The organism is Peribacillus sp. NPDC006672, assembly GCF_050274955.1.
In the GTDB taxonomy this organism is placed as follows: Bacteria; Bacillota; Bacilli; order Bacillales; family DSM-1321; genus Peribacillus.
On record NZ_JBNNOR010000017.1, the window covers coordinates 21,139 to 43,362 of the forward strand.

Below are 22,224 nucleotides of genomic sequence, written 5' to 3' on the forward strand. Positions count from 1 at the left end.
AGTCTTTAGAAAGGTAGCAATTGACTACCCAGTATAGTGTTGTACTTATCTCTTCTAAATAAGAGATAAGTTAGTTTTGTATTATTGTTAAAAATATTCTTAACATATTTAACGTTTGGGATGTTTTACATTAATTACATAAAAAACAAAGGGGGAGTTTTTCTATATGAACAAATGGAAAAAAGAACTTAGTTTTATCTTAGTTCTGCTACTGGTTGTTGTACTGACAGCATGCGGAAGCACTAGTGGGGAAACAAAAAGTGAACAAACAGGGGTAAGTGATGAGGAATTAACGATAGGACAACTTAATTGGGCTGAAAATATTGCAGTTACAAATATGTGGAAAGCAATTTTAGAAGATAAAGGTTATAACGTAAAGTTAAGCGTATTGAACATGGGTCCTATGATGATGGCTTTAAAAGGTGGTTCACTGGATGCTAGTTTAGAAGTATGGGTACCGGTCCAAGATGCTAATTATTTAGAAAAATTTCAAGATACTGTTAATTTCTCAGAATCTACTTGGTTTGATAATGCTAAAGTAGGACTTGTTGTTCCAACCTATTTAGAAGAAGTTAATAGTGTAGAAGATTTAAATAAACATAAAGAACTGTTTAATGGAGATATTATAGGTTTTGATCCTGGCTCAGGTACGATGGAAGTAACGGAAAAATTAATTGAAGATTATAATCTTGAGTTTGAACTAATACCCAGCTCTGAACCTGCGATGTTATCTGAGATTAAAAAAGCAGTCGAAAATGAAAAACCAATCGTGGCAACACTTTGGAGCCCTCACGGGGTATTCTCCAAATATGACTTGAAATTCCTAGAAGATCCACAAAACACATTCGGTAGTGTAGAAAAAATTCACCATGCTACAAGACATGGATTTGAAAAAGATTATCCAGAAGTAAGTGAATGGTTTAAAAATTGGAAGATGGATGAACAACAAATCGGCCAGCTTATCGACTATGTAGAAAGTGCCGAAGACCCTCTTGAGGGGGCTAAGAAATGGGTTGAAGAGAATCAAGAATTGATTGGCGAATGGGTAAAATAGTAGAAATGAAGAAGTTGGTCCCTCATTTTTAGAGAGACTAGCTTCTTTTTTATTTGGCTCTGTTAAACTTGATTGTTGATTCCCGCTACATGATGCTCGCTTTCCGCGGGGCGGTCGAGACTTATTTTTTATAGCCTAATATATCTGTAAAGAAGGCCGTTAGGAAATCTCCCTGTATAAATTCCTCTTTGTTTTTGTCAAAATCGCCATTTTCTAGCCAAAAAAAGAGAAGGAACTCTTTCATAAAATGTATGCTTGCGGGCAAATACATTTTGAAAGAGGCCTTCTCGTGGAAAGCATTATTCAGCTTAAGCTTTTACTGTGCCTGCGTCGGCTGGATGTACTCCGTGACGGTAGAAGTCGGCATGAATAGGCTCCAGCGGTTTACGTCCAAGTATTATGTCCGCTGCCTTTTCCGCCAACATCAGCACCGGTGCATGGATATTTCCGTTAGTTACGTAAGGCATGGCAGATGCGTCGACCACTCGTACATTGTCGAGTCCATGGACCTTCATAGTTAGCGGATCTACGACAGACATAGGATCTGAATCGGGCCCCATCTTTGCCGTGCAACTCGGATGAAGTGCAGTCTCGGCATCTGTCGCCACCCAATCCAAAATCTCCTTGTCTGTACGAACGGAAGGTCCGGGGGAGATTTCTCCCGAATTGTAGGGTGCCATAGCTGGCTGAGATAGGATTTCACGTGAAATTTTTATCGCTTCAACCCACTCTTTTCGGTCCTGTTCGGTCGAAAGATAGTTGTAGACCATACTCGGATGCTCTTTAGGATTTTTCGAACGAATCTTTAATGTCCCTCGAGCATCAGAGTACATAGGTCCGACGTGTACCTGAAATCCGTGATCAGTGTCCGCTTTTTGTCCATCGTACCGTACCGCTACCGGAAGGAAGTGGAACATCAAATTTGGGTAGTCGACGTTCTTGTTCGAACGTACAAAACCTCCACCTTCGAAATGGTTGGTTGCTGCTGGACCTGTGCGTCTGAGCAGCCATTGCAAACCGATCCAAGGCATCCGCGCTTTATTTAAGTTCGGCTGCTCTGAAACCGGTTGCGGACAAGCGTGTTGGATGTAGACTTCGAGATGATCTTGTAGGTTTTCGCCTACACCAGGAAGATCAACTACCGGTTTGATGCCAATCGAGCGCAGGTGATCAGCATCGCCCACGCCTGACAGTTGAAGTAACTGCGGCGTATTGATTGCACCGCCAGAGAGTATGACTTCACCTGCATTGACTTGATGCGTTTTCCCGTTTCGTTGATATGTCACACCTTTGGCTCGGCTTCCATCGAAGTCAATACTTGTAACGAAAGCACGAGTTTTCACGGTGAGGTTCTGACGTTTCATAACCGGATGCAGATATGCACGTGAAGCTGACAAACGTCTGCCTTTGTACACATGCTTATCAAACGGTCCGAATCCCTCTTGGCGAAAACCGTTTACATCAGGTGTTCGTGAGTGGCCAACCTCGACAGCTGCATCAAAGAAGGCTTGGAATAAAGGATTAGTTGCAGGCCCGCGTTCCAATTTGAGAGGTCCATTGTGGCCACGAAGTTCATCCTCTGGATCCGACCCTAAAGCATTTTCCATGCGTTTGAAATACGGGAGACAGTGCGCAAAGCCCCATGTTTCCATACCTGGGTCAGCTCCCCAACGTTCATAGTCCATTGGATTGCCACGTTGGAAAATCATACCGTTGATTGAGCTCGAACCTCCGAGCACCTTTCCCCGGGCATGCTTGATGCGTCGTCCATTCATATAAGGTTCAGGGTCAGATGCGTATCTCCAGTCGTATAAGCGTTTCCCTGCGGGGAACGGCAAAGCTGCTGGCATTTGGATCAATAGGTCCCATGAATAATCACTACGTCCCGCCTCTAAAACAAGAACACTGCGTGTCCCATCTTCACTTAAACGGTTGCCGAGTACAGAACCCGCACTACCTCCACCAATGATAACAATGTCATATGATTCATTCATCTTCTAGACCTCCTTGAATGTTGAAATTGAATGCAGTGATCGAAACAACATTAAAAGCATTCATCAAAACCCTCCCTTAAGTTATTTAAACCAGTTAATAGTTTGGTAGTTTTTTAATAGATTTACTTTAACCCATTCATTGACACAGGCTTTAGATTCCGATAGATATGTTTCGTTTCTATGTACTCTTCCAATCCGGATTCTCCTAACTAACGTTCAATGTCAGACTGTTTATACTACCCCATGGCCTGTGTAAAATATGGGTGATGTCCCTCATTTTTTCCGGAACGAGCCTCAACCCATTACCCGATGATGAACATTTTATCCCTTACGTTAATTTTGTTAAATTTTTATTTAACATATTTAATATTATTAATATACCATAGTGGATTTTTTTTGTAAACCGGGTCTATATTCTTCTTTTATATATTTTTTTACATTCACTCAAGATACGTTTTAGTAATGAATAAATGAGTTATATTTAATCAATTGAATTATAAAATCCCCATAGATAGGAGGGATTTCCTTGGAACAAGAAATGGATGGAAAACAAAATAAAGCAGCAGGCTCGATTGCCAGAAAAGTGGATCTTTATGTTGGCCGAGAAAGTTTTCTTTCATTTTTTTATTTTTTTAATTATTTGATAACTAGTGGAAAAGGGGGGCCAAATTAAATTTTTCCGCCATCCATCACGCTGAAAAGAAGCTGCAACAAGTTATGACGGATGAAGAAACGGGGAACAACTGAAACAACAAGATAACAATATTACCGGCAGTTCGAGGAATACACGAATTTTTAGAGGATATTATGGAACGCCTGGGATACACTGATGACGATACCGCCCCGGATCATCTATCATTTTGTGACAGAAGACATGAAAAAAGAAGCTTCCCAAAAGTTTAGTCAACTAATGAGAAACCTCTTTTAATTTACATTTTGTTATCAATTACTTAAAAATCCTTATATATCAAAGGATTAAGCAGCTATTACATCATGCCGCCCATTCAATTGACAATTTAATAGAAAGTAAAAAGGTAATTTTATCAACGACCTTAAGACCCTCCCACCTAAGTAGTAAATACTATTTCTATATCTGTCTGTAATTTTCCTTCTGGAACTAAACTACCCCGTTAGTTGCATAAGAAATAGGCTGCCTCAGCAACCTCCTTATTGAAGTAAAGCACCCATTAGTTCATGAAGAAAAGCGAACCTTATTAAAAAATCGCGACCGATTGCGAAAATTAGATACATACTTTATTTATCTTCCTGATAGAAGTTTAGGGAAAACTATTTCGTTGAACTGATTTCATAAAGATAGAAAACATAATCAGTGGGTACGCTTGAGTAACCTTGTTGACGTATCATCGCCGTGAGGTTTCCGCGATAATATGTGCCGTGGTTGATAACATGCTGAACCAATTCGGAAAGATGAGTATCTAAAAGTCCAACTTGAGGATGTTGGGAGGGAAATCTCTTTATCCAAATCACTTTCATTGTTAAGAAATTTTTGATACTCTTCTGACAAATCACGAAACAGCTTCTCCATTTCTTCAAGACCCTTATCCTTGGTCTTCTCTTGTGCCTGAGCGATGGAAGCTTAAATATCATCCATACTATTCTCCCGCATTACACCAAGCCATATTGTATCTCCCGTATAAGTATGAACGAGCGTCTCTGCAATCGAGGGAAAAACACTTTGAATTTCCCGATCATAAATGTCCTTCGGCAATTCTTTCAATCTCCCGAAAAACTTGTTGTTCGTCCAAACATGATGATCATACAACTGTAACGCATGATGTTTTTTCATCAAATATTCCTCCTCCATTTTTCTTCGAATTACAGCGATATGGTAAGACAACTCCACCGACAAATGACGTCAGTGAAAACCATCTTTTTTGTAAGTTTGCCGAACCACTCCATTCCAAAGGACGGATGGACATCTTTTACTTTTTCACTGAATTCACGAATGAAAGTTTCACTATATAAATCCTTTAAAAGCTCGGCCATTTATTTCACTTCTTTTCTTCAGGTTATATTTGCTTTTGTAAGCCAAACCAATTTTGTCTATGTACAATAAATGTAAAATAGTAACTCCATTCACAAGGTTTGTTTTAAAATTCACTTGGCTATTTCTTGTATCCTTCAAGTATACCCCTAATAAAGTGATCCCTGCCATCATCCAGCCAAGGCCAATGAACTGTGGCAGTTGCATCTTCTGTTTCATTACCCAAAACCAACCATTGCAATCAATGAAATGCAAAGACTTTGCTGAGCGAACATAAGCCGTGATATTGCTGAAAATGATCACCGCAGCAAAGGTTTCATCTGGTAAATATAATGGGTTTGACCTTTTACATTCAAGCGTATTCACATAGCGAAGGCCACTAATCCTTTAGCGGCCTTCGCTTGTTTTCCATATGAAAAATAAAATATTCTCTCAATGATAGGTCTGATCCAAGTGAATTATTGGTTAAAAATTAAGTGGAACTTTTTTTATATGCAGAAAAAGTTTCAATGACTGCCCTGGTTAATATCTCAATACCCGTGAAAATGGCTTCATGATTAAACACCATGTTGGGATGGTGCAAACCTGGCTCTAAATCGCAGCCAACACCCAACATCGTGGCTTTGATTGCAGGTCTTTCCTTTGTATAAAAATGAAAATCCTCACCTCCGGGGGTGATGATGGGCTTCACTACCCCATTGGCCCCTAAGGTTTTTTCTATTGCCTTCTCCATCAACCGTTCCGCTTCTTGATCAATGGATGCGGCATAAACTCTTTCTTTGTGCTTGAAGGTAATTTGACATTGATGGAAGATGGATATTTTCTTCAAGACATCGTCCACCTTCTCGATCAATTCGTCCATCGCTTCATTCGTTTGGGCGCGTAAGTCCAGACTGAACTTGGAGGACCCAGGTATAATATTCGCATTTTCCCCTCCTGCAGAAACCTGAGTCATTTTAACTGAATAAGATAATTGCGGGTTTAGCCGTATTCCTTTAAGCTGTTCAACGATGCTACTGATCACTTCAATGGCATTTAAAGTCAAATGGGGCCTGGCACCATGTCCGTCAAATCCGTGAATCTCACCAAACACTGTATCGGCTGACCCGTGAATGATGCCTGAAGCAGCTTGTCCATGTTTAATCTCATGAACGGGGCGCAAATGAAGACCATAGAGAAAATTAACATCATCCAATACCCGTTTTTCAATCATCTTTAAAGCACCCTCACCAACTTCCTCGGCAGGCTGAAAAATAAACTTTAACGTACCTGGAAGAATTGCCTTCATTTTTTTTAATAACAGCAAGACACCCAATACAATCGTCATGTGAGCATCATGCCCACATGAGTGGTTGGCACGTATTGTCCCATCCACCTCCTGAAGGAGAGCATCCATATCAGCCCTCAATCCGACCGTTAACTTATTTCGTCCTTCCTCTGGATACCACTTCCCCACAATCCCAGGCATATCCACAAAACTGGTCACTTCAAGGTCGTTTTGTTTGAGGACACTTGAAATATAAGATGTAGTCTCATATTCATTCCAGCTCACTTCAGGATTCTCATGAAGGTGGTGGAAAATCTCTAAAACTTGAGGTTTAATTTCATTCAATAATTCCTTCATCAAACCACTCCTTATTCTCTCAGGAGATACCGAGGGCCACTGCAACCATGAGTGCAATGCAAGCAATCAAAGTCCACCCGAGAACTAATTTCCAAATAAATTTCACCCATCGCTCATAGGGAATCCCAGCGATGGCCAAATATCCCATCAACGCTGATGACGTTGGAATGATAGAGTTCGTAACCGAATCCCCATATTGGAAGGCAAGAACGGCAAGCTGTCTTTCCAAACCCAATATATCCGTTATGGGAACCATGATCGGCATTGTTGCGGCAGCCTGTCCGCTACCCGAAGAAATGAATAAATTCAGGATTGCTTGGGTGAAGAACATGCCTACCACATTCAACGTTTGCGGTAGGTGGCTTATTCCGGACGCCGCCATGAAGATCAATGAATCTATGATTTTCCCTTCTTCCAGTACTACTGTTATAGCCCTTGCAAATCCGACGATCAAAGCCCCAAATGTTACTGCTTTGGCCCCATCGATAAATGAATCGAAAATTTCCCCAAGCTGAAGACCCCCTACAAGCCCGCTAACGATGCCCATAATCAAAAAAGAAGCGGTGAGCTCGGTTAAAAACCAATCCCATTTGAACACACCATAAATGTTAAAAGCCAGCCCAAAGGTCATCGCTATGAAGACCAGCTTGTGTCGGCCCGTCAATTCAGGGAAATCGACCAAACCAGCCGATTGTTTTTCTTTTTGTTCAATATCATAGATTACACTATTTTCAGGATTCCGCTTAACCTTATTCGCATAACGGCTAACATACCAAATGGCAAATGACAGTACAAAAATATAAATAACGAATCGAAAACCGATTCCTGAGAATAAAGGTACTTCAGCCAGTGATTGCGCCACCCCTACCGTAAATGGATTGAGCATGCCCCCGAAAAACCCACTGGCTGCACCAAGTGTAATCATGGCCGTTCCAGTAACTGCATCAAAGCCCATTGCCCTAGCTATAGCGATACCGATCGGTACAAAGATAATGGTCTCTTCTGCCATCCCCATGCTAAAACCGCCAATGGAAAAAAGCAGCATACTCAACGGAATTAAAAGCTTTTCCCTCCCCGCAAGAGATCGGACCCCTTTGTATACCCCTGCTTCAATGGCCCCGGTAGTGCGTATGATTGCGAATACACCACTTACAAGAAAAATATAAAAAATAATTTGGGCTCCCTTTTCCAATCCCAATGGAATGGAGGTGAAAAGGTCAAAAAAGCTAACAGGGTCTTGTTCAATAGCATGATAGCTTCCGTCGACTACAAGCATTCTCCCCGATTCTCCATCTTCAACCCGGTCGAATTCACCGGCCGGAATCACATATGAAGCAAGTCCTGCCAAGATGATTATGATGAAGATAATCGTGTATGTATGCGGTACTTTTAACCAAGCTCTTTTCTTGACCGGCACAATATTTTTTTCGGTTTCCATCCATTCACCCCATCCTGGACATCTTATAATTAAACCAGCTCTTTTTTTATGGTTAATTGCTCAAGAACTTCCTCGTTAATTACGATTCCAAGACCAGGTTCTCTTGTAAGATGGACATACGGTATTTCATAATCAAGATTCCCAATATCGAGACTGAATAGCAGCGGACCAGTCAATTCAGTGCTGGTAATGTTTTTTCGTGAAATGGCTGTATGGTACCCTGCTGCAGACCCGATCGAGGATTCTACCATTGACCCGATTTGGCAGCTGATTCCTGCGACCTCTGCTGTCTTTGCCAATTGGATAGCCTGATAGATCCCGCCGCATTTCATTAGTTTAATATTGATTTTATCTACGGCTTTCTTTTTAATGATTTCCTGCAGATGTGTTCCATTATGGATGCTTTCATCTGCCATTAGTGGTATCGTCGTTTTTTCCTTAAGCTCAGCAAGACCGTCAATATCCCCCATTCTAATCGGCTGTTCCAACCATGAAAGGTTAAATGGTTCCAAAGCCTTCACTGCCTGAAGTGCATTGGCATAAGTGCCCCATCCTTGATTCGCATCAACCCGAATTGGAACCTTCTTCCCGACTTTTTGTCGAACCGCAGCAATCCGATCTACATCTGATTCAATATCCCAGCCAACCTTAAGCTTTAAAGAGCTATAACCTAGGTCGACAGCATCCTGTGCTTTTTTAGCCATCGTGCCCGGTTCGTCTATACTTAAAACCTTAGCGAAGGAGAGGGATTCATGGAACTTCCCACCTAATAAATCGTAAATCGGCAATTTGGTGTATTTCCCCATCAGATCATAGCAAGCTATATCAATGGCCGCTTTTGCCGAGGGATTTCCGCTGATGGCGGAATTCATGATATCGTGAATCTTTTCCATATTAAATGGGTTTTCCTGCTTTACAGCAGGTAACAGGACATGCTTTAGTACTTCGAATGTCGAATAAAACGATTCCCCAGTTACATGTTCATCAGGCACTGCCTCCCCATATCCCACCAGCCCGTTATCGGCTATTAATTTTACGATAACAGAGGGCATATGCTTGTATGTTTCATAGGAAATGACAAATGGCTCTTTTAATGGCAAATGTGTGGCATGAATTTCACAACGCTCAATAAGCAAAATTAACCTCCCCTTCCACTGTCGCTATATGTCGTTAATAAAAACAATATATACCAATCTCCTTTTCCTGTAAAGTCTGAAAATTTAATTTTCGGCAAGTTTCTTGAATTTCTCCGCAGGTACATATAAGTTCCGAGGTCTTCCTTGCCCATATGGATGTTCCTCTCCAATTTTTCTGAGACAGCCGCCTTCAGTAAGTCTTTTAACGAATCTTTCTGCCGATCGTCTAGTACATCTCATATATTCCTCTAGCTCTGCTGCAGAAAAAGCCCGAAAATGATTTATCGAAATAAACCGATGAATCAATTTTATATTTTTCGCACTCATTTTTAGTTCCCTGGCCAGTATTTGAATGGTTTCATCTTCATTTTTCAATTCCACTTGGTGATTCCCTTCAAATAATGGTCCCTGAAGTTTTTGATCTTCATCCACCAAGCATGCTACCGTTTTTCTTTTTAGAAATTTATCGGTAAAAAATAATGCTTGTGCCGAATGTTTTTCCGCCTCTTGAATCGTATATCCATATCCAATGCCAATTTGAAAGAGAGTTTTAAATTCTTGTTCCATTTGTCCGATGATTTCATCATACATATCTGATTCAAACGCCTGCAATGCTCCGCGTGTAGTATAAATCAAATGTGGATTAAAGTATTCAAGAGAAACACGAGCCTGTAATCTCTTACTCAATTTCTGTAAAAAATTTAAAAATAGATCACTTTCCTTAAGCTTTTGTTGATAATCTTGAATGGAAATGACAGCAATCTGTGATTCTTCCGTTTTCTTCAGTTTCAACAAAGATATAGCTCCTGTAAGACTTTCTATTAAGGTGTGTTTGGGCTGAACCATAAATCTGGAAGGAATGGATAGCCTTTGAAGTTCCTGATAAACAGCATGAATGCTCGTTAGTGCGAAATGGGTTTTTCCTTCTTTATGCCTGTTGCTATGGAATTGAACGAATTCGCCTATATTTAGTGTCTGGGTACCTTCTTCCCTATTGTAAATCCAAGGGTAATCCTTCACATAAAGGGACTTTACTACGACTTCCGATTCTTCCAATACCTTCATTAACCGGTTTTTGTCCGGTAAATCAATTGAGATTTCATTTATAGTAACCTTTTCCGTATGAGAAATAGATAACAACGAAAGCGCAACTGTCAATTCATCAAAAGGGACATATATAGCTTCTATTAAATTTCTTTTAACTTGTTCGTATCCATAATATAAAGGGATGGAACCTGAAAACAATACTAGATCGGTTTGTTTACCCGCATCTTCTATTAATAGACTGGTTTCTTCCGGCATATCATATTGAAAGGAAATGAATTGTACCTCAGGAAACAAGGGAAAGTGGACAGATATGGATTCCAAAAAATACTTTGAGCCTATTACACCGATTTTCATGTTGTTTCACCTCGAAAATAAAATTTTATTTTTATTATAACGGTTGAATCGTATTAGTAACTACAAATATTCACCAAAATCCTGCATGTAAGTTTAAGTCAGTATCTTCATCAAATATCGGAAATTTTAACGTATTTCAGAAAAGTAAATGGAGGGCTTTTTCATTGGCATGGCGCTCTCAAATTGCATGTTGTATTACGTGGAATTTATCCGGTTTCAACTTCGAATTACCGGCTTTTTAGTTTCACTTTAAAAGTTTCCAAATCAACGTTTTTTCTGAGAGGAGTTCAAGATGATCAAAGGTCTCTATGAAGCGCATTTACCAGTATCAGATATGCAAAGGTCGATTGATTTTTACCGCGAACTTGATTTAGAGCTTGCCTATCGAAGCGAGAGGGTCGTTTTCTTCTGGCTTGAGAAAGGGAAAAGTTGGCTTGGTCTTTGGGAAACGGACCAAGTGAAAAATTTCCTCTCTAAAATTGATATAGGTGACATGCCATCTGCGAAAGATTGGCTGAAAAATAGAGGAAATGACAATATGCCTTTCTTTAATTTTACTGAAGGGCAGCAGCCTTTGGTTCTCAATAATAACCCGCAAGCTCATGCGGCCATTTATTTTAATGATCCAGACGGAAATGTACTTGAATTGATCGCTCCATTAAGGTTGGACTTTGATGAAAGGTTTGGAGAGATGTCATTAGAAGATTGGTATAAACGATTCCCAATTTAAATGGAGAGATGTTTCCAGTAGTTATTTTTGCAATTTAAGAATGGGACCCCCATTCGGGAGTCCCATCGCTTCAGGGAAATGGTCCTTGTTCAAAGGTACAAATGCATTACGGGATATCATGCCCCATCGAGCTAGTTAAAATGTTAAACCATTGTTCTTTTTTCATGCTTAGATTTAGTGAATCAATGGCACTATCCAGCCGTTCTTTCTTACCGGAACCAACGATTGGAATGATCTTTGCAGGGTGTCTCAACAGCCATGCATACATAACTTCATCTATTCCATTAGCACCGATTTCTTCCCTTACGATTTCTAACGTTTTTCTTAAGCGGACAGCCTTTTCGTTCGATTCCTCAAAGATGCTTCCTCCTGCAAGTGGTGACCATGCCATAGGAGCCACGCCCATTTCCTGACATAAGTTAATGGTTCCGTCTTCGAAGTTTTCAAGATTGTATGCAGAAAGTTCCAGTTGATTCGTAACTAGAGGATATTCAAGGTAAGCTTGAAGCATATCCCATTGCGGTTTTTTGAAGTTCGATACCCCAAAGTTACGGACCTTTCCTGATTCTTTTAATAGATTAAACGCCTCAGCCGTTTCCGACGGGTCCATCAGGGGATCCGGACGATGGATAAGTAATAAATCAATATATTCCGTTTTAAGATTCATAAGGGATTGTTCAACAGACTTTATAATATGAGTTTTATCAGTGTTGTAATGGTGACTTTTATGAGAAGGGCGGTTTTCTGATTGTATGACTATACCACATTTCGTAACGATCTCCATTTTTTCGCGTAACGATGGCTTTAATGAAAGGGCGTTCCCAAAAATCTCTTCACAAGTGTAGTTACCATATATATCAGCGTGATCATATGTAGTGACTCCCCGATCAATTCCATGTTCAATAAGAGATAGGATTTCCTCGGTGGAAAATTTCCAATCTGCCAATCTCCACATACCGTGAACAATACGTGAAAGACTTAGATTTTCAGTTAAATTGACTCTTTGCATGTTGTTTCTCCCCTTTTATATCATGATTGGGCTAGCTAATTAAGTAGACGTCTCTTACCTATACTGCGGTTTCATAACATATTGGTTAATTCTGTGCTAGTATCCTTGGCTACTACAATGAATCTTAGTATAATTTAAAGTTTCGAAGAATCCTAATCTTGAGTGACCCTCTCATGCCACATTTTTAGAAAGTTAGGTTCATGAACCTTAGATAAAGTTATATATCGCCCCCTGGTAAATGCAGAATCCCACGTTAGATCCATAAGAAAAAGGCTGCCGCAGCAACCTCATAATCGAATAATCAACAATTCATTTCCATCTAGCTAGCCTGAAATATCAAAATTCTTAGTTAGTTCCTTGGAGTTTTCTTGTTTAATTCAACGATTTCTATCGCTAAATCTTTTGTTGTCATGGCTGTCATCAAGTGATCTTGAGCATGGATTAAGAGCATTGGAATTTCGAATACCTCACCACTCACTTCTTGTTGAATCAATCCGGTTTGGATATTATGTGCAGCAACAAACTCATCTTACATTCGCTGGGGCTCACTTGTAATCAGCCCTTTAAAAATGATAGCAGTGCTTCATTAAATTCTTTGGCATGTGTTGCATTGAATCCATGTGGGCCACCCTTTATTAAAACTACCTTAGAATTAGGAATAGCTTCATGTGTTAGCTTCCCACTATTTTCAAATGGAACAATTGCATCTGAATCACTATGAATAACTAGAGTAGGTATATTAAACTTGGCTAAATCTCCTCTGAAATCCGTTTTGCTGAAAGCAGCGATACAATCTAGTGTCCCTTTTGGTGATGCACCCGCTGCAATATCCCTATTGTAAAGTCGGAATGGTTCACTGACTAAGTCAGTTCGATCTCCAGCAGCAAAAAATCCTCTCGTAAACTCATCAAGAAATGCTAGGCGATCATTTTTTACTCCATTTTCAAATCCTTGGATTGCTGCATCATCTACTGCTCCCTCAGGATGATCTGCTGACTTGTAAAGAAATGGTGGTACAGCTCCTGCAAATACAGCCCTCTCCACTCTATTTGTTCCGTAGGTTCCGATATAGCGAGCTACTTCTCCACCCCCCATTGAAAATCCGACCAGTGTCACATTTTGGAGATCCAAATGCTCTAGTAACAGATGTAAATCAGTAGCGAATGTATCATAATCGTAACCGTTCCATGGCTGTGAAGAGTTCCCGAACCCTCGACGGTCATAAGTTATGACTCTGTATCCAGCCTCAACGAGAGCAGGAACTTGGTATTCCCAAGATCGACCACTTAATGGCCAACCGTGAATTAATACAACTGGCTTCCCTGTTCCAAGATCCTCATAATATAGTTCAATCGGTGTTTGATTTTCGGTTCCCACAGTAATTTTTGCCATTTTTCTACCTCCAATAGATATTCAGCTATATATCCTTTTCTCCAATAATCTGGATGAATCCCGCAGCCTATTTATTCACGTTTATGTTGAGGACTCCAAGCATGAAATCCTATTGTTCCGATGATTTTTTTGTTTTGTAACATTTTCCCATATAGTCCCTTTTTTATCATGAATATAACTTAAAAGACGAAGCACTCTAATTCACAGAAACCACTGCCAAGATGATGGTGATGATTGCAGTTATGCATATGACTGACTTTTTTGAACCACGTGACTTTAAGTCGTGCTCTACAATATGCTACGAATATCTCCAACAGGGGGCATACCAACACAAGTGAATAGACTGTTAATCAACTGGTTCACTCATTATCCCTTCTGTTTGAAACCCCAGGCCATCCCGATAGAATTCCAGAGATTTTTCCAAATCATTCACACCTAGTGTAATGACAGAAATACGTGATTTCATAATCGGCTTCCTTCACCTTTCTTCCACTCCTGAAACTGATACGGCAATAATAAATCGAGTAACTCTTAAGAAGACAATAGATTACCAACGCTTTTAGTACAAACCAGTCCAAACTGAACACGATTTTTTGTCAATCTGAACTGGCTTCCTGTATAGTAGAATGGTTAACTGATCAAGATCGATTATCAGGGTTTACTACTATACTTAACATGTAATGAAACCGAAAGGAAAAGCGATTAAAAATGATCTCATTTATCCTCACATTGAAGCGTTTCATAAAGGCGCTGTGGTCGGCATTTAAATTGAAGAACTTCCAAGTTCTTTTCGTATTGGTCCTGGTTATGTTATTTTCCGGCACCATCTTCTATGTAAAGCAGGAAGGTCTGACTGTTGTTGAATCGCTTTACTTCTGTGTTGTCACCCTTAGCACGGTTGGACACCCCAGTTTTGAACCGCAGACAAACTTCGGAAAAGTGTTTACAATATTTTATATTGTAGGCGGCACCGGATTATTTATGGGCTTAATAGGATACCTTGCATATGCCATCATAAAGAAACCGGAAAACGAAAACAACAATAGCAAAACCTGAATGCATAGGAATGCTAATCAAAATAGGCATTCCTTTTTATTTGTCGTAAAACAATCACCCTTCACTAATAATACTCTGCATCTTCAGTTCATTAACAAGTGAAGAAATGATAATCATTATTCATGTATAGTAATGTACATTAATATACGTATAAAATTGTAGGAAAAAACCGTTCAGTGTTCTTCCCAAAATAACAGGTGTTTCCGAAAAGGTACCCACCCTTCTAAATATTGGATGTTTTTGTACTATCATTAATATAGGATGTTAATCTCTTCTTAAGTGAAACGGCATTCGAAGTGAACAAGATATATGTTTCTTCAGTTGTTTTGATCAATATCCTGTCCGTGGCAGGATACGGAGAACCGATTCTAATTGCACTTTTCCCTTCTCCTCCATAGGTATCATCGTTAGTTATTGCCATGATGTCCGATATTGGGATTGTCACTTTGGTAAACTGCCATTTAATGATCAAATTTTCATTTATTTTTTCAATTCGAATTCCAATCAAAATAAGTCCCTCCTTAATGTCTCTGGTTAATTTTAACATTACCCATCTATTTTTTCATTAATTACTACTAATTCCTTTTTATAGAATTCTATTTTAAGAATATAAATCAACTTGATAAAAGAGGGAATACCTTCATACGATGTTCTGAGTAACCTAATTCTTCACCTACTATAACCATTTTTTTATCCATTAAAAGGCCCCTCTCGATGAGAAGGGCCTTTTATGATTGCACTTAACCTTCAAGCTGCTTTTTCTTGCTTAAGAGCTGTAGGAATACCTTATCCAATTCCACTTTTTCCTCTTCATTCACAACCCTGGACAATTTCCCAAGTGTCTCGATGATTTGCACTTCAATCATAAAAAGTTCATTCTGTTTATCTTGATGGCCATCCTGACCCATATCCAATTTTGTTGAATACTGATTGACAGCCCTTACTCTCGGAGGTTCATCCTCGAATGAAAGTGCATGTGTTGCGAGTGATTGGATCAATGAACGATCATGAGTCACAAAAACGATGGTTCCTGGATATGCTTTCAACACTTCAGTTAAAGCCTCTTTCGTATTAATATCCAGGTAATTTGTAGGTTCATCCAAAACCAGTACATTATAGTTTCCCAAAAAAACTTTTGCTAGCGAGGCCCTGACTCTTTCCCCACCGCTTAAGAGTGATACTTGTTTGTGAACGTCATTTCCTTTAAAAGCCAATCTAGATAATAGTGTACGAATGAAGGCTTGATTGTAGGGACTATCCTCCAAAATATTTTCAAGTACCGTTTTACTTTCATTCAGGTTTTCTTGTTGTTGTGCAAAAAATCCTATCTTTGCTGGCTTCGCGACATATATATCAGTGTGACGTTCCACTATCTTTTTCATCAATGTGGTTTTTCCTGAACCATTTTGACCATCGATGGCAAGTCTGCATGCTAGGGGAACATCCCCCAAAATATGTTGTTTCAGCATTCTAGAACCGACCTTCAGGGAACAGCCATTAAATCGAATGACCCTTTTGCTGTGCAGTGATGGAAATTCTGAAATATCAAAGATGATAGGGGTATCTTCCTTGGGTTTTTCTTTTTTGGCTAACTTATCGATCCGAGTTTCTATCGCCTCAGCAGAACGGTTCAGTTTCGCTTTTTGTTTCCCAGCGCTGCGTTTATGAAGCCTTGCTTCTGAATTGCCCATTCGTTTAGGGGCTTTTCTAATTGAATCAGATTTGCTTTGCAGGTTTTGTGCAGCCTGTTTCAACCTATTCTTTTCGCGAGTATACTCTTCAAATTCCTTCTTTTCTTTTTCAGTTTTTGCTTGTTTTTGCTTTGTATACGCTTCGTAATTCCCTTCATATACAGTAACCTTGCCTTGCTCAACTTCCCATATTGTTGTACAAAGGTGATTTAAGAATGCCTTATCATGTGAAGTAAGCAGTATAGCACCATTAAAAGACTTTAAATCATTTTCCAATTGTTCAATTCCGAATAAATCTAAATGGCTTGTAGGTTCATCCGCAATCAATACATCCGCATTGGAAGTCAGGGCAGCTGCGATTTTTCTTCGAGTCCGTTCGCCGCCGCTTATCATATCTTGATCCGCATTTGGCAGTTTCCATATACTCGTTAACGCTCCGCTTATTTCTTGTTCATTTTCCTCTATCTGTGGGATATAGCTGACTGTTCCATAGCTTTCTATATGACCGGAATCAGGTTCCTTAACGCCTGCCAATATAGAAAGCAGGGTCGTCTTGCCTTCTCCATTTCTACCAACCAAACCAACACGGTCATGACTGTATAGATGAAGTGAATCGACGGAAATAACTTCACGGTTCCCGTAGCTTTTCTTTAAATCATTCGCCTTTAAAAATAACATGAAAAATCCCCCTCTATTTTATCTAGAGAGAGATCGCCTGTTACTAAATTAATATACATAAACCAAATATACCTCTCCTGATTTCGATAACAGAAAAAGCATTTGTATATAAATTAGTACCTATAAACGAACAGACGAATCCCATCTCTAAACATAATCATTAAAAATCTCACATGGGCATCTAAAAAGATTCTTGATCAAATGATAAAGTGACGCTCACTTAGAACTCACCAATAAAACCGGTAAGCAAACAAAGTAACGTTCACTTGCATTGAACACCGTTTACACCCATTGAAATAGATTTAGATTTACTGTTTATTAGATAAGATTACTGCTTCATTGTATAAGGTACCTTTTCCTTCCATGTAATGAATTAATGATTGCACATTATCATATGTTTTGTAAAGCTGATTTATACCCGTTTTTCTTAATGCTCAAAAAAAATAGTTCATTAATTGGGCTCTACATGGACATGAACATCGTATACTCCATGATTCTTCATCATCACTTTTTCTACATGGGTCGCAATATCATGAGCTTCTTTAATATCCAACGTAGAATTGACAAGGATGACAACATCAATCACTTCATTATTCCCGTAATTTCTCCCTTTAATTTCTTTTATCCCCTTGACTCCATTCAGATTTGTAATTACATCCTTATAAAGTTGAATTTTATTTTCATCAAATCCGTCAGAAAGTTCATGGGAGGCTTGAATGAATATATCCCAGGCTGTTTTGCATATTAATAATCCAACAATGATGGCAGTAAGGGAATCAAGCCAAGGCATATTTAATTGGGAACCGAAAATCCCAATAGCTGTTCCAATACTTACCCAAGCATCGGAAATATTATCTTTTGAAGCTGCCATAACGGCTTTACTGTTAATTTTTATAGCAAGCTTTTTATTATATCGGTATACAAAATACATGGCTATTGCTGATAAAACACCTACATACCCTGCAATAATGTCGGGTGATTCCTTTCCACCTTTAAGCATGGAAGCGACGGCATCTATTAAAACTTGTACACCAACAGCAAACATGATGAATGAAGCTACCATCGAAGCAATCGTTTCACTTTTCCAATGGCCATAACCATGATCTTTATCGGGGGGTCTTTGAGCCAGCCTTAATCCGATCAGTACAGCAATCGAGGCGATAATATCAGTGGTGTTGTTCAAACCATCCGCCTTTAATGCAGCTGAGTCACTTATGTATCCTATAACCAATTTCACGATCGATAGACAAATATAAGCAATTATACTAATGATTGCACCACGTTCGCCTAATTTGAGGTCATTATATTTTTGTTCTTCCATTCGACTTCCCCCCACAATTAAGTACATGAATATAATATCAACTTAAAAATGGGTGGGTCTATAGCAACCTTTTTGTATCGCTTTATATAAGTAAGTGATATATAACTATGTTGCATTCGGCAAACTATCTGAAAAGAATAATATTTACGGAAACTTGACAAAAAGGTATGAAATGATCCTACATCACGCCGCAAATAACGAGCTAAGTGAGATTTAAATCGTTTTTTCGACAGTAAAACAAAATAAAGTTCCTCTTTCATTTGATTGTAAATTATATTTTATATGCAGGATCCTTGCTATGTCCTCAATTATTTTTAAACCAAGCCCCTTACTTTTACTATCGATAACAAAACCAATCCCATTATCCTTGATTATCACCAGATTTTTTTCAATGGTTATCTCAAGTTTGTCAGCCTTCGAGTGCTTTAACGCATTTTGGAAAATGTTATCAAATAACCTCTGGAGCCATAAGTCGTTACTGATCCATTTCAACTCTCTATTTAATGGATGATATATTAATTCAATGCCATGCATGTTATATAAATAGTCCCATTTTTTAACCATTGTTTCTAATAAATCATGCATATTCACTTCATCGTTTAAGATATAAGAATTATCTAACGAATCTGTGGATTGAATATTATATTCATTCGTTAATTCGGAAATATAATCTATTTGTTGATATAGTGACTCGATTAGTGGAGCTTGATCTGTAAATTGACCTTCTAAATAAAATAATTGCAATCTAACAGCCGTTAAAGGTGTATTGATGTCATGCCTTAATTTATTTAAGAGTTCCTTTTTTAATTCCTGTTGTTGTTTTAGTTCTAATTCTCGATAGGTCGTTCTTTCAATTAATAAATTCACCGATTTAATTAATTTACCGATTTCATCATTGCCATTAACCTCTAATTTATTCGGAATCTTTTCATCACTAGCTAAATATCGAATGGTTTTATTCAAGATATTTATTTTATTTAATAGCGAGTTAATAGATTTAGAAAATAAAAAGGCTAAAAATAATAATGATAAAATAAAAACGATTAGCATTGTAGGATATGCATAAGATTCATGAAAAGGAATGTCATTATTTTTCGTTTTAAAGACATTCTCATAAATTACAGACATTAAGATACTAATCAACAATAATAAACATGGTACGCTAATAACTGCAATAAATAACAATAGCCGGTATTTATTCTTTAATTTCATTTCTTTATATAGGTATTCAATCTATACCCTTCTCCATATATATTCTGGATGATCTCACCCGTTTTATCATTGATTTTTGTCCTGACTTTTTTTATATGTACATTAATGATATTTTGATTTCTATCTTCGAGTTGCCATAAATATTCAAAAAAATGTTCTTTCGTTAAAATCCGATCCCTATTTTCATATAAATAGAAAAATATTTTACGCTCTATCGCAGTAAATACCACTTCATTACGCAAGCCATTTTTGAATACTTTTTTATGTTCAGCGTCAATAAATAAATGCTTAATATGCGTGAAAGTACCATATTTATTATCTAGCATTTTCTGCATTCTTAAGCATAGTTCTCTAGGATCAAAAGGCTTAGTCATATAATCCTCACCAATTGTCAATCCTTGGAGTTTGCTATCCATATCATTTCGAGCCGATAGCAAAATAACTGGAATATTCAATCCTAGATTTTTCACTTTCTTTGTAAGTTGATAGCCATCCTCTCCTGGGAGCATAACATCCATAATGACTAAATCCATCTCATGGATAATATCAATAATATCTTTACCTTCTTTCATCCAGAATACATTGTACCCTTCGCGTTGCAATATTTTTTGCAATAAATCACCAATCATCAAATCATCTTCAACAATTAAAATATTATATCCCTTCATCAATTTGGTCCTTCAGTTTTTTTGATAAATTCCATGGTAAGATCATATATCTCATCAGGCGCGTATAAATAAATGCTGTGCGTACCATTCAGTTTTATTACATCCCCTTTTAATAGTTGTTTTGCAAACTCCTCATAATCTTCATTTTTTTGTTTTGTATATTTTGAATTTTTATATTGATCGGCAATCGCATCTATAAATAAAATAGGTGTTTCTTTTGGAATCGGTAAGTTCACTGATTTTTTACCATTATTGTAACTTTGTAAAAGCTCTTGCTCCATATCATCATTAAAAAATTGTTTATATGATAGTGCTTTATACATTTCTTTTTCATGGTCAGTTAAGAAAGATTGCTGAATCACTACAGGATTATAAGCAAACGAAGGAACAAGCCGGTGAATACCGATTTTTGTTAAAATATTCACTCCTCTTACAGTCAATGAATCAACCAGGCCCATTTTATGAGTTACATATTGTTGCGGTAAACCGATATCTAAAGCAATAATTCCCTTTACTTCACTTGGGTATTTTTGTGCCCAGTAAATAGCTTCTATACCTGATAAAGAGTGTGGAACCAATATATAAGGAGGTTTGTTTCCACTTTTAATTAGCGACTTTCTGCTTTGTTCCAAAATTTTATCTATATCCCTATCATCCTGAAAAACATCACTGTATCCATATCCGGCTCTTTCAATGACAGCAACCTTATTTTCTATTGCAAACTTGCTATATAGTCCTTTCATTTCATAAACAGGAGCAGCAATCCCGGAGCCAGACATAAAAACGTACGTATCCTCACCGCTGCCTTCATTATATACATTAATTTCTTTGTTATTAACATTAACTAAATTCCCCTCAACTTTAATTAATGCTGATTCCTTGTGCAATTTATAACTATGGTAAATAAAAACAGATACTGATGCGAGTAAGATCACAGCAATGAATATAAAAAATACTTTCTTTACTACTTTAAATAATCTTTTCATAGTATTCTCCTTTCAAGTTATATTGAAAGGATATGATTTAAAAATAAATTTCTCATTAATTTTCATCGAATATTTTTGCTTTTAAGATAAGCCACAATTTATCTTCAATAACCAGTGAATTAAAAAGTCACTTCACTAGTAAACTTTAACAAAAAGAAAAGGGCTGCTCAACACAACCCCTACCATGAAATAAAGCATCCCTAATTAGGGAATGAAGTTTTTATTTAGCTGCCCGTCCCACATTCCTATGTATAAATAACATTATACGTGGGTTTATTCACTCCATTTGGATATTGTTTCATTTCAACTAAATCTAATTTCAGACATGGCTTAGCGCTGCCGAAAAGAGGTATACCTTCACCGATGATGATTGGATTCACTTTCAGCACTAATTGTTCTATGAGTTTATGTTTCAATAACGTTCCAGCCAGTTCCCAGCCACCACAAAGCCATAGCTTACCGTCACTTTTCTGCTTTAGGTTTTCAATAAAAGCTACGGCGCTTCCTTTTATAAGTTCTACTTCCTCGTTCGATTCAAACTGAAGGGAGTTCGAGAATATATAATGTTTCAACCCTTATAGCCTGGTTCACCCGGTTTAGCCCCAAATTGAAATCCAAATTCATACGTTTTTCTTCCCATCAACACCGCTTCATATTGCTGAATATCGGATAAAAAATCTGGAACATGATCACCTACAAATAAGAAAAGTGTTTGATCGATATTCCCATCCAAAAGAGCTTGGTCGGCAATGAAATTGTCTATCGAAACTGCAACATGATATATCAATTCAGTCACTAAGCATCCCTCCATATGAACGTTCCCTCAAAC

Annotated in this window: 20 protein-coding genes and 3 pseudogenes; 4 read left to right on the forward strand and 19 right to left on the reverse strand. The window is 38.1% G+C overall.

Going from position 1 to position 22,224, the window contains the following annotated elements:
• Positions 1–166: 166 nt before the first annotated feature.
• Positions 167–1,054: a glycine betaine ABC transporter substrate-binding protein gene (locus ACQKKK_RS21625; RefSeq protein ID WP_427618990.1), complete on the forward strand. Its 888-nt coding sequence runs from the start codon at positions 167–169 to the stop codon at positions 1,052–1,054.
• A 308-nt stretch (positions 1,055–1,362) separates the two neighbouring features.
• On the opposite strand, the gene betA is transcribed toward ACQKKK_RS21625, so the two are convergent.
• Positions 1,363–3,048 (reverse strand): choline dehydrogenase, encoded by a 1,686-nt coding sequence (gene betA / locus ACQKKK_RS21630; protein ID WP_427618992.1) that lies wholly within the window; start codon positions 3,046–3,048, stop codon positions 1,363–1,365.
• Positions 3,049–3,574: 526 nt separating this feature from the next.
• On the opposite strand from betA, the gene ACQKKK_RS21635 reads away from it, so the two are divergent.
• Entirely contained in the window at positions 3,575–3,721 is a 147-nt protein-coding gene (locus ACQKKK_RS21635; RefSeq protein ID WP_427618994.1) for a hypothetical protein, read from the forward strand.
• Positions 3,722–4,335: 614 nt separating this feature from the next.
• Here ACQKKK_RS21635 and ACQKKK_RS21640 read toward each other — a convergent pair.
• The 7 genes from ACQKKK_RS21640 to ACQKKK_RS21670 form a co-directional block, all read right to left on the reverse strand.
• Positions 4,336–4,656 carry a DinB family protein gene (locus ACQKKK_RS21640; RefSeq protein WP_427618996.1) on the reverse strand — a complete coding sequence of 107 codons (321 nt, stop codon included), beginning with the start codon at positions 4,654–4,656 and terminating at the stop codon, positions 4,336–4,338.
• Positions 4,646–4,855 carry a DinB family protein gene (locus tag ACQKKK_RS21645; protein ID WP_427618998.1) on the reverse strand — a complete coding sequence of 70 codons (210 nt, stop codon included), beginning with the start codon at positions 4,853–4,855 and terminating at the stop codon, positions 4,646–4,648. Before ACQKKK_RS21645 ends, ACQKKK_RS21640 begins: the two co-directional genes overlap by 11 nt.
• A 171-nt stretch (positions 4,856–5,026) precedes the next feature.
• Entirely contained in the window at positions 5,027–5,419 is a 393-nt protein-coding gene (locus ACQKKK_RS21650) for a hypothetical protein (RefSeq protein ID WP_427619000.1), read from the reverse strand.
• A gap of 106 nt (positions 5,420–5,525) precedes the next feature.
• Positions 5,526–6,677 carry a M20 peptidase aminoacylase family protein gene (locus ACQKKK_RS21655; RefSeq protein ID WP_427619001.1) on the reverse strand — a complete coding sequence of 384 codons (1,152 nt, stop codon included), beginning with the start codon at positions 6,675–6,677 and terminating at the stop codon, positions 5,526–5,528.
• Positions 6,678–6,696: 19 nt separating this feature from the next.
• Positions 6,697–8,115 carry a YfcC family protein gene (locus ACQKKK_RS21660; protein WP_427619003.1) on the reverse strand — a complete coding sequence of 473 codons (1,419 nt, stop codon included), beginning with the start codon at positions 8,113–8,115 and terminating at the stop codon, positions 6,697–6,699.
• 29 nt (positions 8,116–8,144) lie between these two features.
• A complete protein-coding gene (locus ACQKKK_RS21665) occupies positions 8,145–9,251 on the reverse strand; it encodes a mandelate racemase/muconate lactonizing enzyme family protein (RefSeq protein ID WP_427619005.1) in 1,107 nt (368 codons plus the stop codon).
• 84 nt (positions 9,252–9,335) lie between these two features.
• A complete protein-coding gene (locus ACQKKK_RS21670; RefSeq protein ID WP_427619006.1) occupies positions 9,336–10,652 on the reverse strand; it encodes a MarR family transcriptional regulator in 1,317 nt (438 codons plus the stop codon).
• A 292-nt stretch (positions 10,653–10,944) separates the two neighbouring features.
• On the opposite strand from ACQKKK_RS21670, the gene ACQKKK_RS21675 reads away from it, so the two are divergent.
• Positions 10,945–11,382, forward strand: coding sequence for a VOC family protein (locus ACQKKK_RS21675; protein ID WP_427619008.1), 438 nt, complete (start codon positions 10,945–10,947; stop codon positions 11,380–11,382).
• Positions 11,383–11,488: 106 nt separating this feature from the next.
• Here the strand turns inward: ACQKKK_RS21675 and ACQKKK_RS21680 are convergent, their stop codons facing one another.
• From ACQKKK_RS21680 to ACQKKK_RS21695, 4 genes and pseudogenes are all read right to left on the reverse strand, one after another.
• The gene (locus tag ACQKKK_RS21680) at positions 11,489–12,391 is read right to left on the reverse strand and encodes an aldo/keto reductase (RefSeq protein ID WP_427619010.1); all 903 of its coding nucleotides are present in this window, start codon (positions 12,389–12,391) and stop codon (positions 11,489–11,491) included.
• A 349-nt stretch (positions 12,392–12,740) separates the two neighbouring features.
• A pseudogene (locus ACQKKK_RS21685) lies at positions 12,741–12,905 on the reverse strand (PTS lactose/cellobiose transporter subunit IIA); the annotation flags it as partial.
• A 41-nt stretch (positions 12,906–12,946) separates the two neighbouring features.
• Positions 12,947–13,783 (reverse strand): alpha/beta fold hydrolase, encoded by an 837-nt coding sequence (locus ACQKKK_RS21690; protein ID WP_427619011.1) that lies wholly within the window; start codon positions 13,781–13,783, stop codon positions 12,947–12,949.
• Positions 13,784–14,147: 364 nt separating this feature from the next.
• Positions 14,148–14,249: pseudogene (locus ACQKKK_RS21695) on the reverse strand (VOC family protein); the annotation flags it as partial.
• A gap of 242 nt (positions 14,250–14,491) precedes the next feature.
• Here ACQKKK_RS21695 and ACQKKK_RS21700 point away from each other — a divergent pair.
• Positions 14,492–14,839: a potassium channel family protein gene (locus ACQKKK_RS21700; RefSeq protein ID WP_427619013.1), complete on the forward strand. Its 348-nt coding sequence runs from the start codon at positions 14,492–14,494 to the stop codon at positions 14,837–14,839.
• Positions 14,840–15,062: 223 nt separating this feature from the next.
• On the opposite strand, the gene ACQKKK_RS21705 is transcribed toward ACQKKK_RS21700, so the two are convergent.
• The 7 genes and pseudogenes from ACQKKK_RS21705 to ACQKKK_RS21735 all read right to left on the reverse strand — a co-directional run bounded on the left by ACQKKK_RS21705 (position 15,063) and on the right by ACQKKK_RS21735 (position 22,191).
• Positions 15,063–15,347 (reverse strand): hypothetical protein, encoded by a 285-nt coding sequence (locus ACQKKK_RS21705; protein ID WP_427619015.1) that lies wholly within the window; start codon positions 15,345–15,347, stop codon positions 15,063–15,065.
• Positions 15,348–15,579: 232 nt separating this feature from the next.
• On the reverse strand, positions 15,580–17,208 hold the full coding sequence (gene abc-f, locus ACQKKK_RS21710; RefSeq protein ID WP_427619017.1) for a ribosomal protection-like ABC-F family protein: 1,629 nt from the start codon (positions 17,206–17,208) through the stop codon (positions 15,580–15,582).
• Between the two features lie 451 nt (positions 17,209–17,659).
• Complete coding sequence (locus tag ACQKKK_RS21715; protein WP_427619019.1) at positions 17,660–18,529, reverse strand: cation diffusion facilitator family transporter; 870 nt, start codon at positions 18,527–18,529, stop codon at positions 17,660–17,662.
• Between the two features lie 213 nt (positions 18,530–18,742).
• Positions 18,743–19,741: a sensor histidine kinase gene (locus ACQKKK_RS21720; protein ID WP_427619021.1), complete on the reverse strand. Its 999-nt coding sequence runs from the start codon at positions 19,739–19,741 to the stop codon at positions 18,743–18,745.
• The gene (locus tag ACQKKK_RS21725; RefSeq protein ID WP_427619022.1) at positions 19,738–20,409 is read right to left on the reverse strand and encodes a response regulator transcription factor; all 672 of its coding nucleotides are present in this window, start codon (positions 20,407–20,409) and stop codon (positions 19,738–19,740) included. Before ACQKKK_RS21725 ends, ACQKKK_RS21720 begins: the two co-directional genes overlap by 4 nt.
• The gene (locus ACQKKK_RS21730; protein WP_427619024.1) at positions 20,409–21,395 is read right to left on the reverse strand and encodes an alpha/beta hydrolase; all 987 of its coding nucleotides are present in this window, start codon (positions 21,393–21,395) and stop codon (positions 20,409–20,411) included. Before ACQKKK_RS21730 ends, ACQKKK_RS21725 begins: the two co-directional genes overlap by 1 nt.
• 245 nt (positions 21,396–21,640) lie before the next feature.
• Positions 21,641–22,191 (reverse strand): annotated as a pseudogene (locus ACQKKK_RS21735) (dihydrofolate reductase family protein).
• Positions 22,192–22,224: the final 33 nt, after the last annotated feature.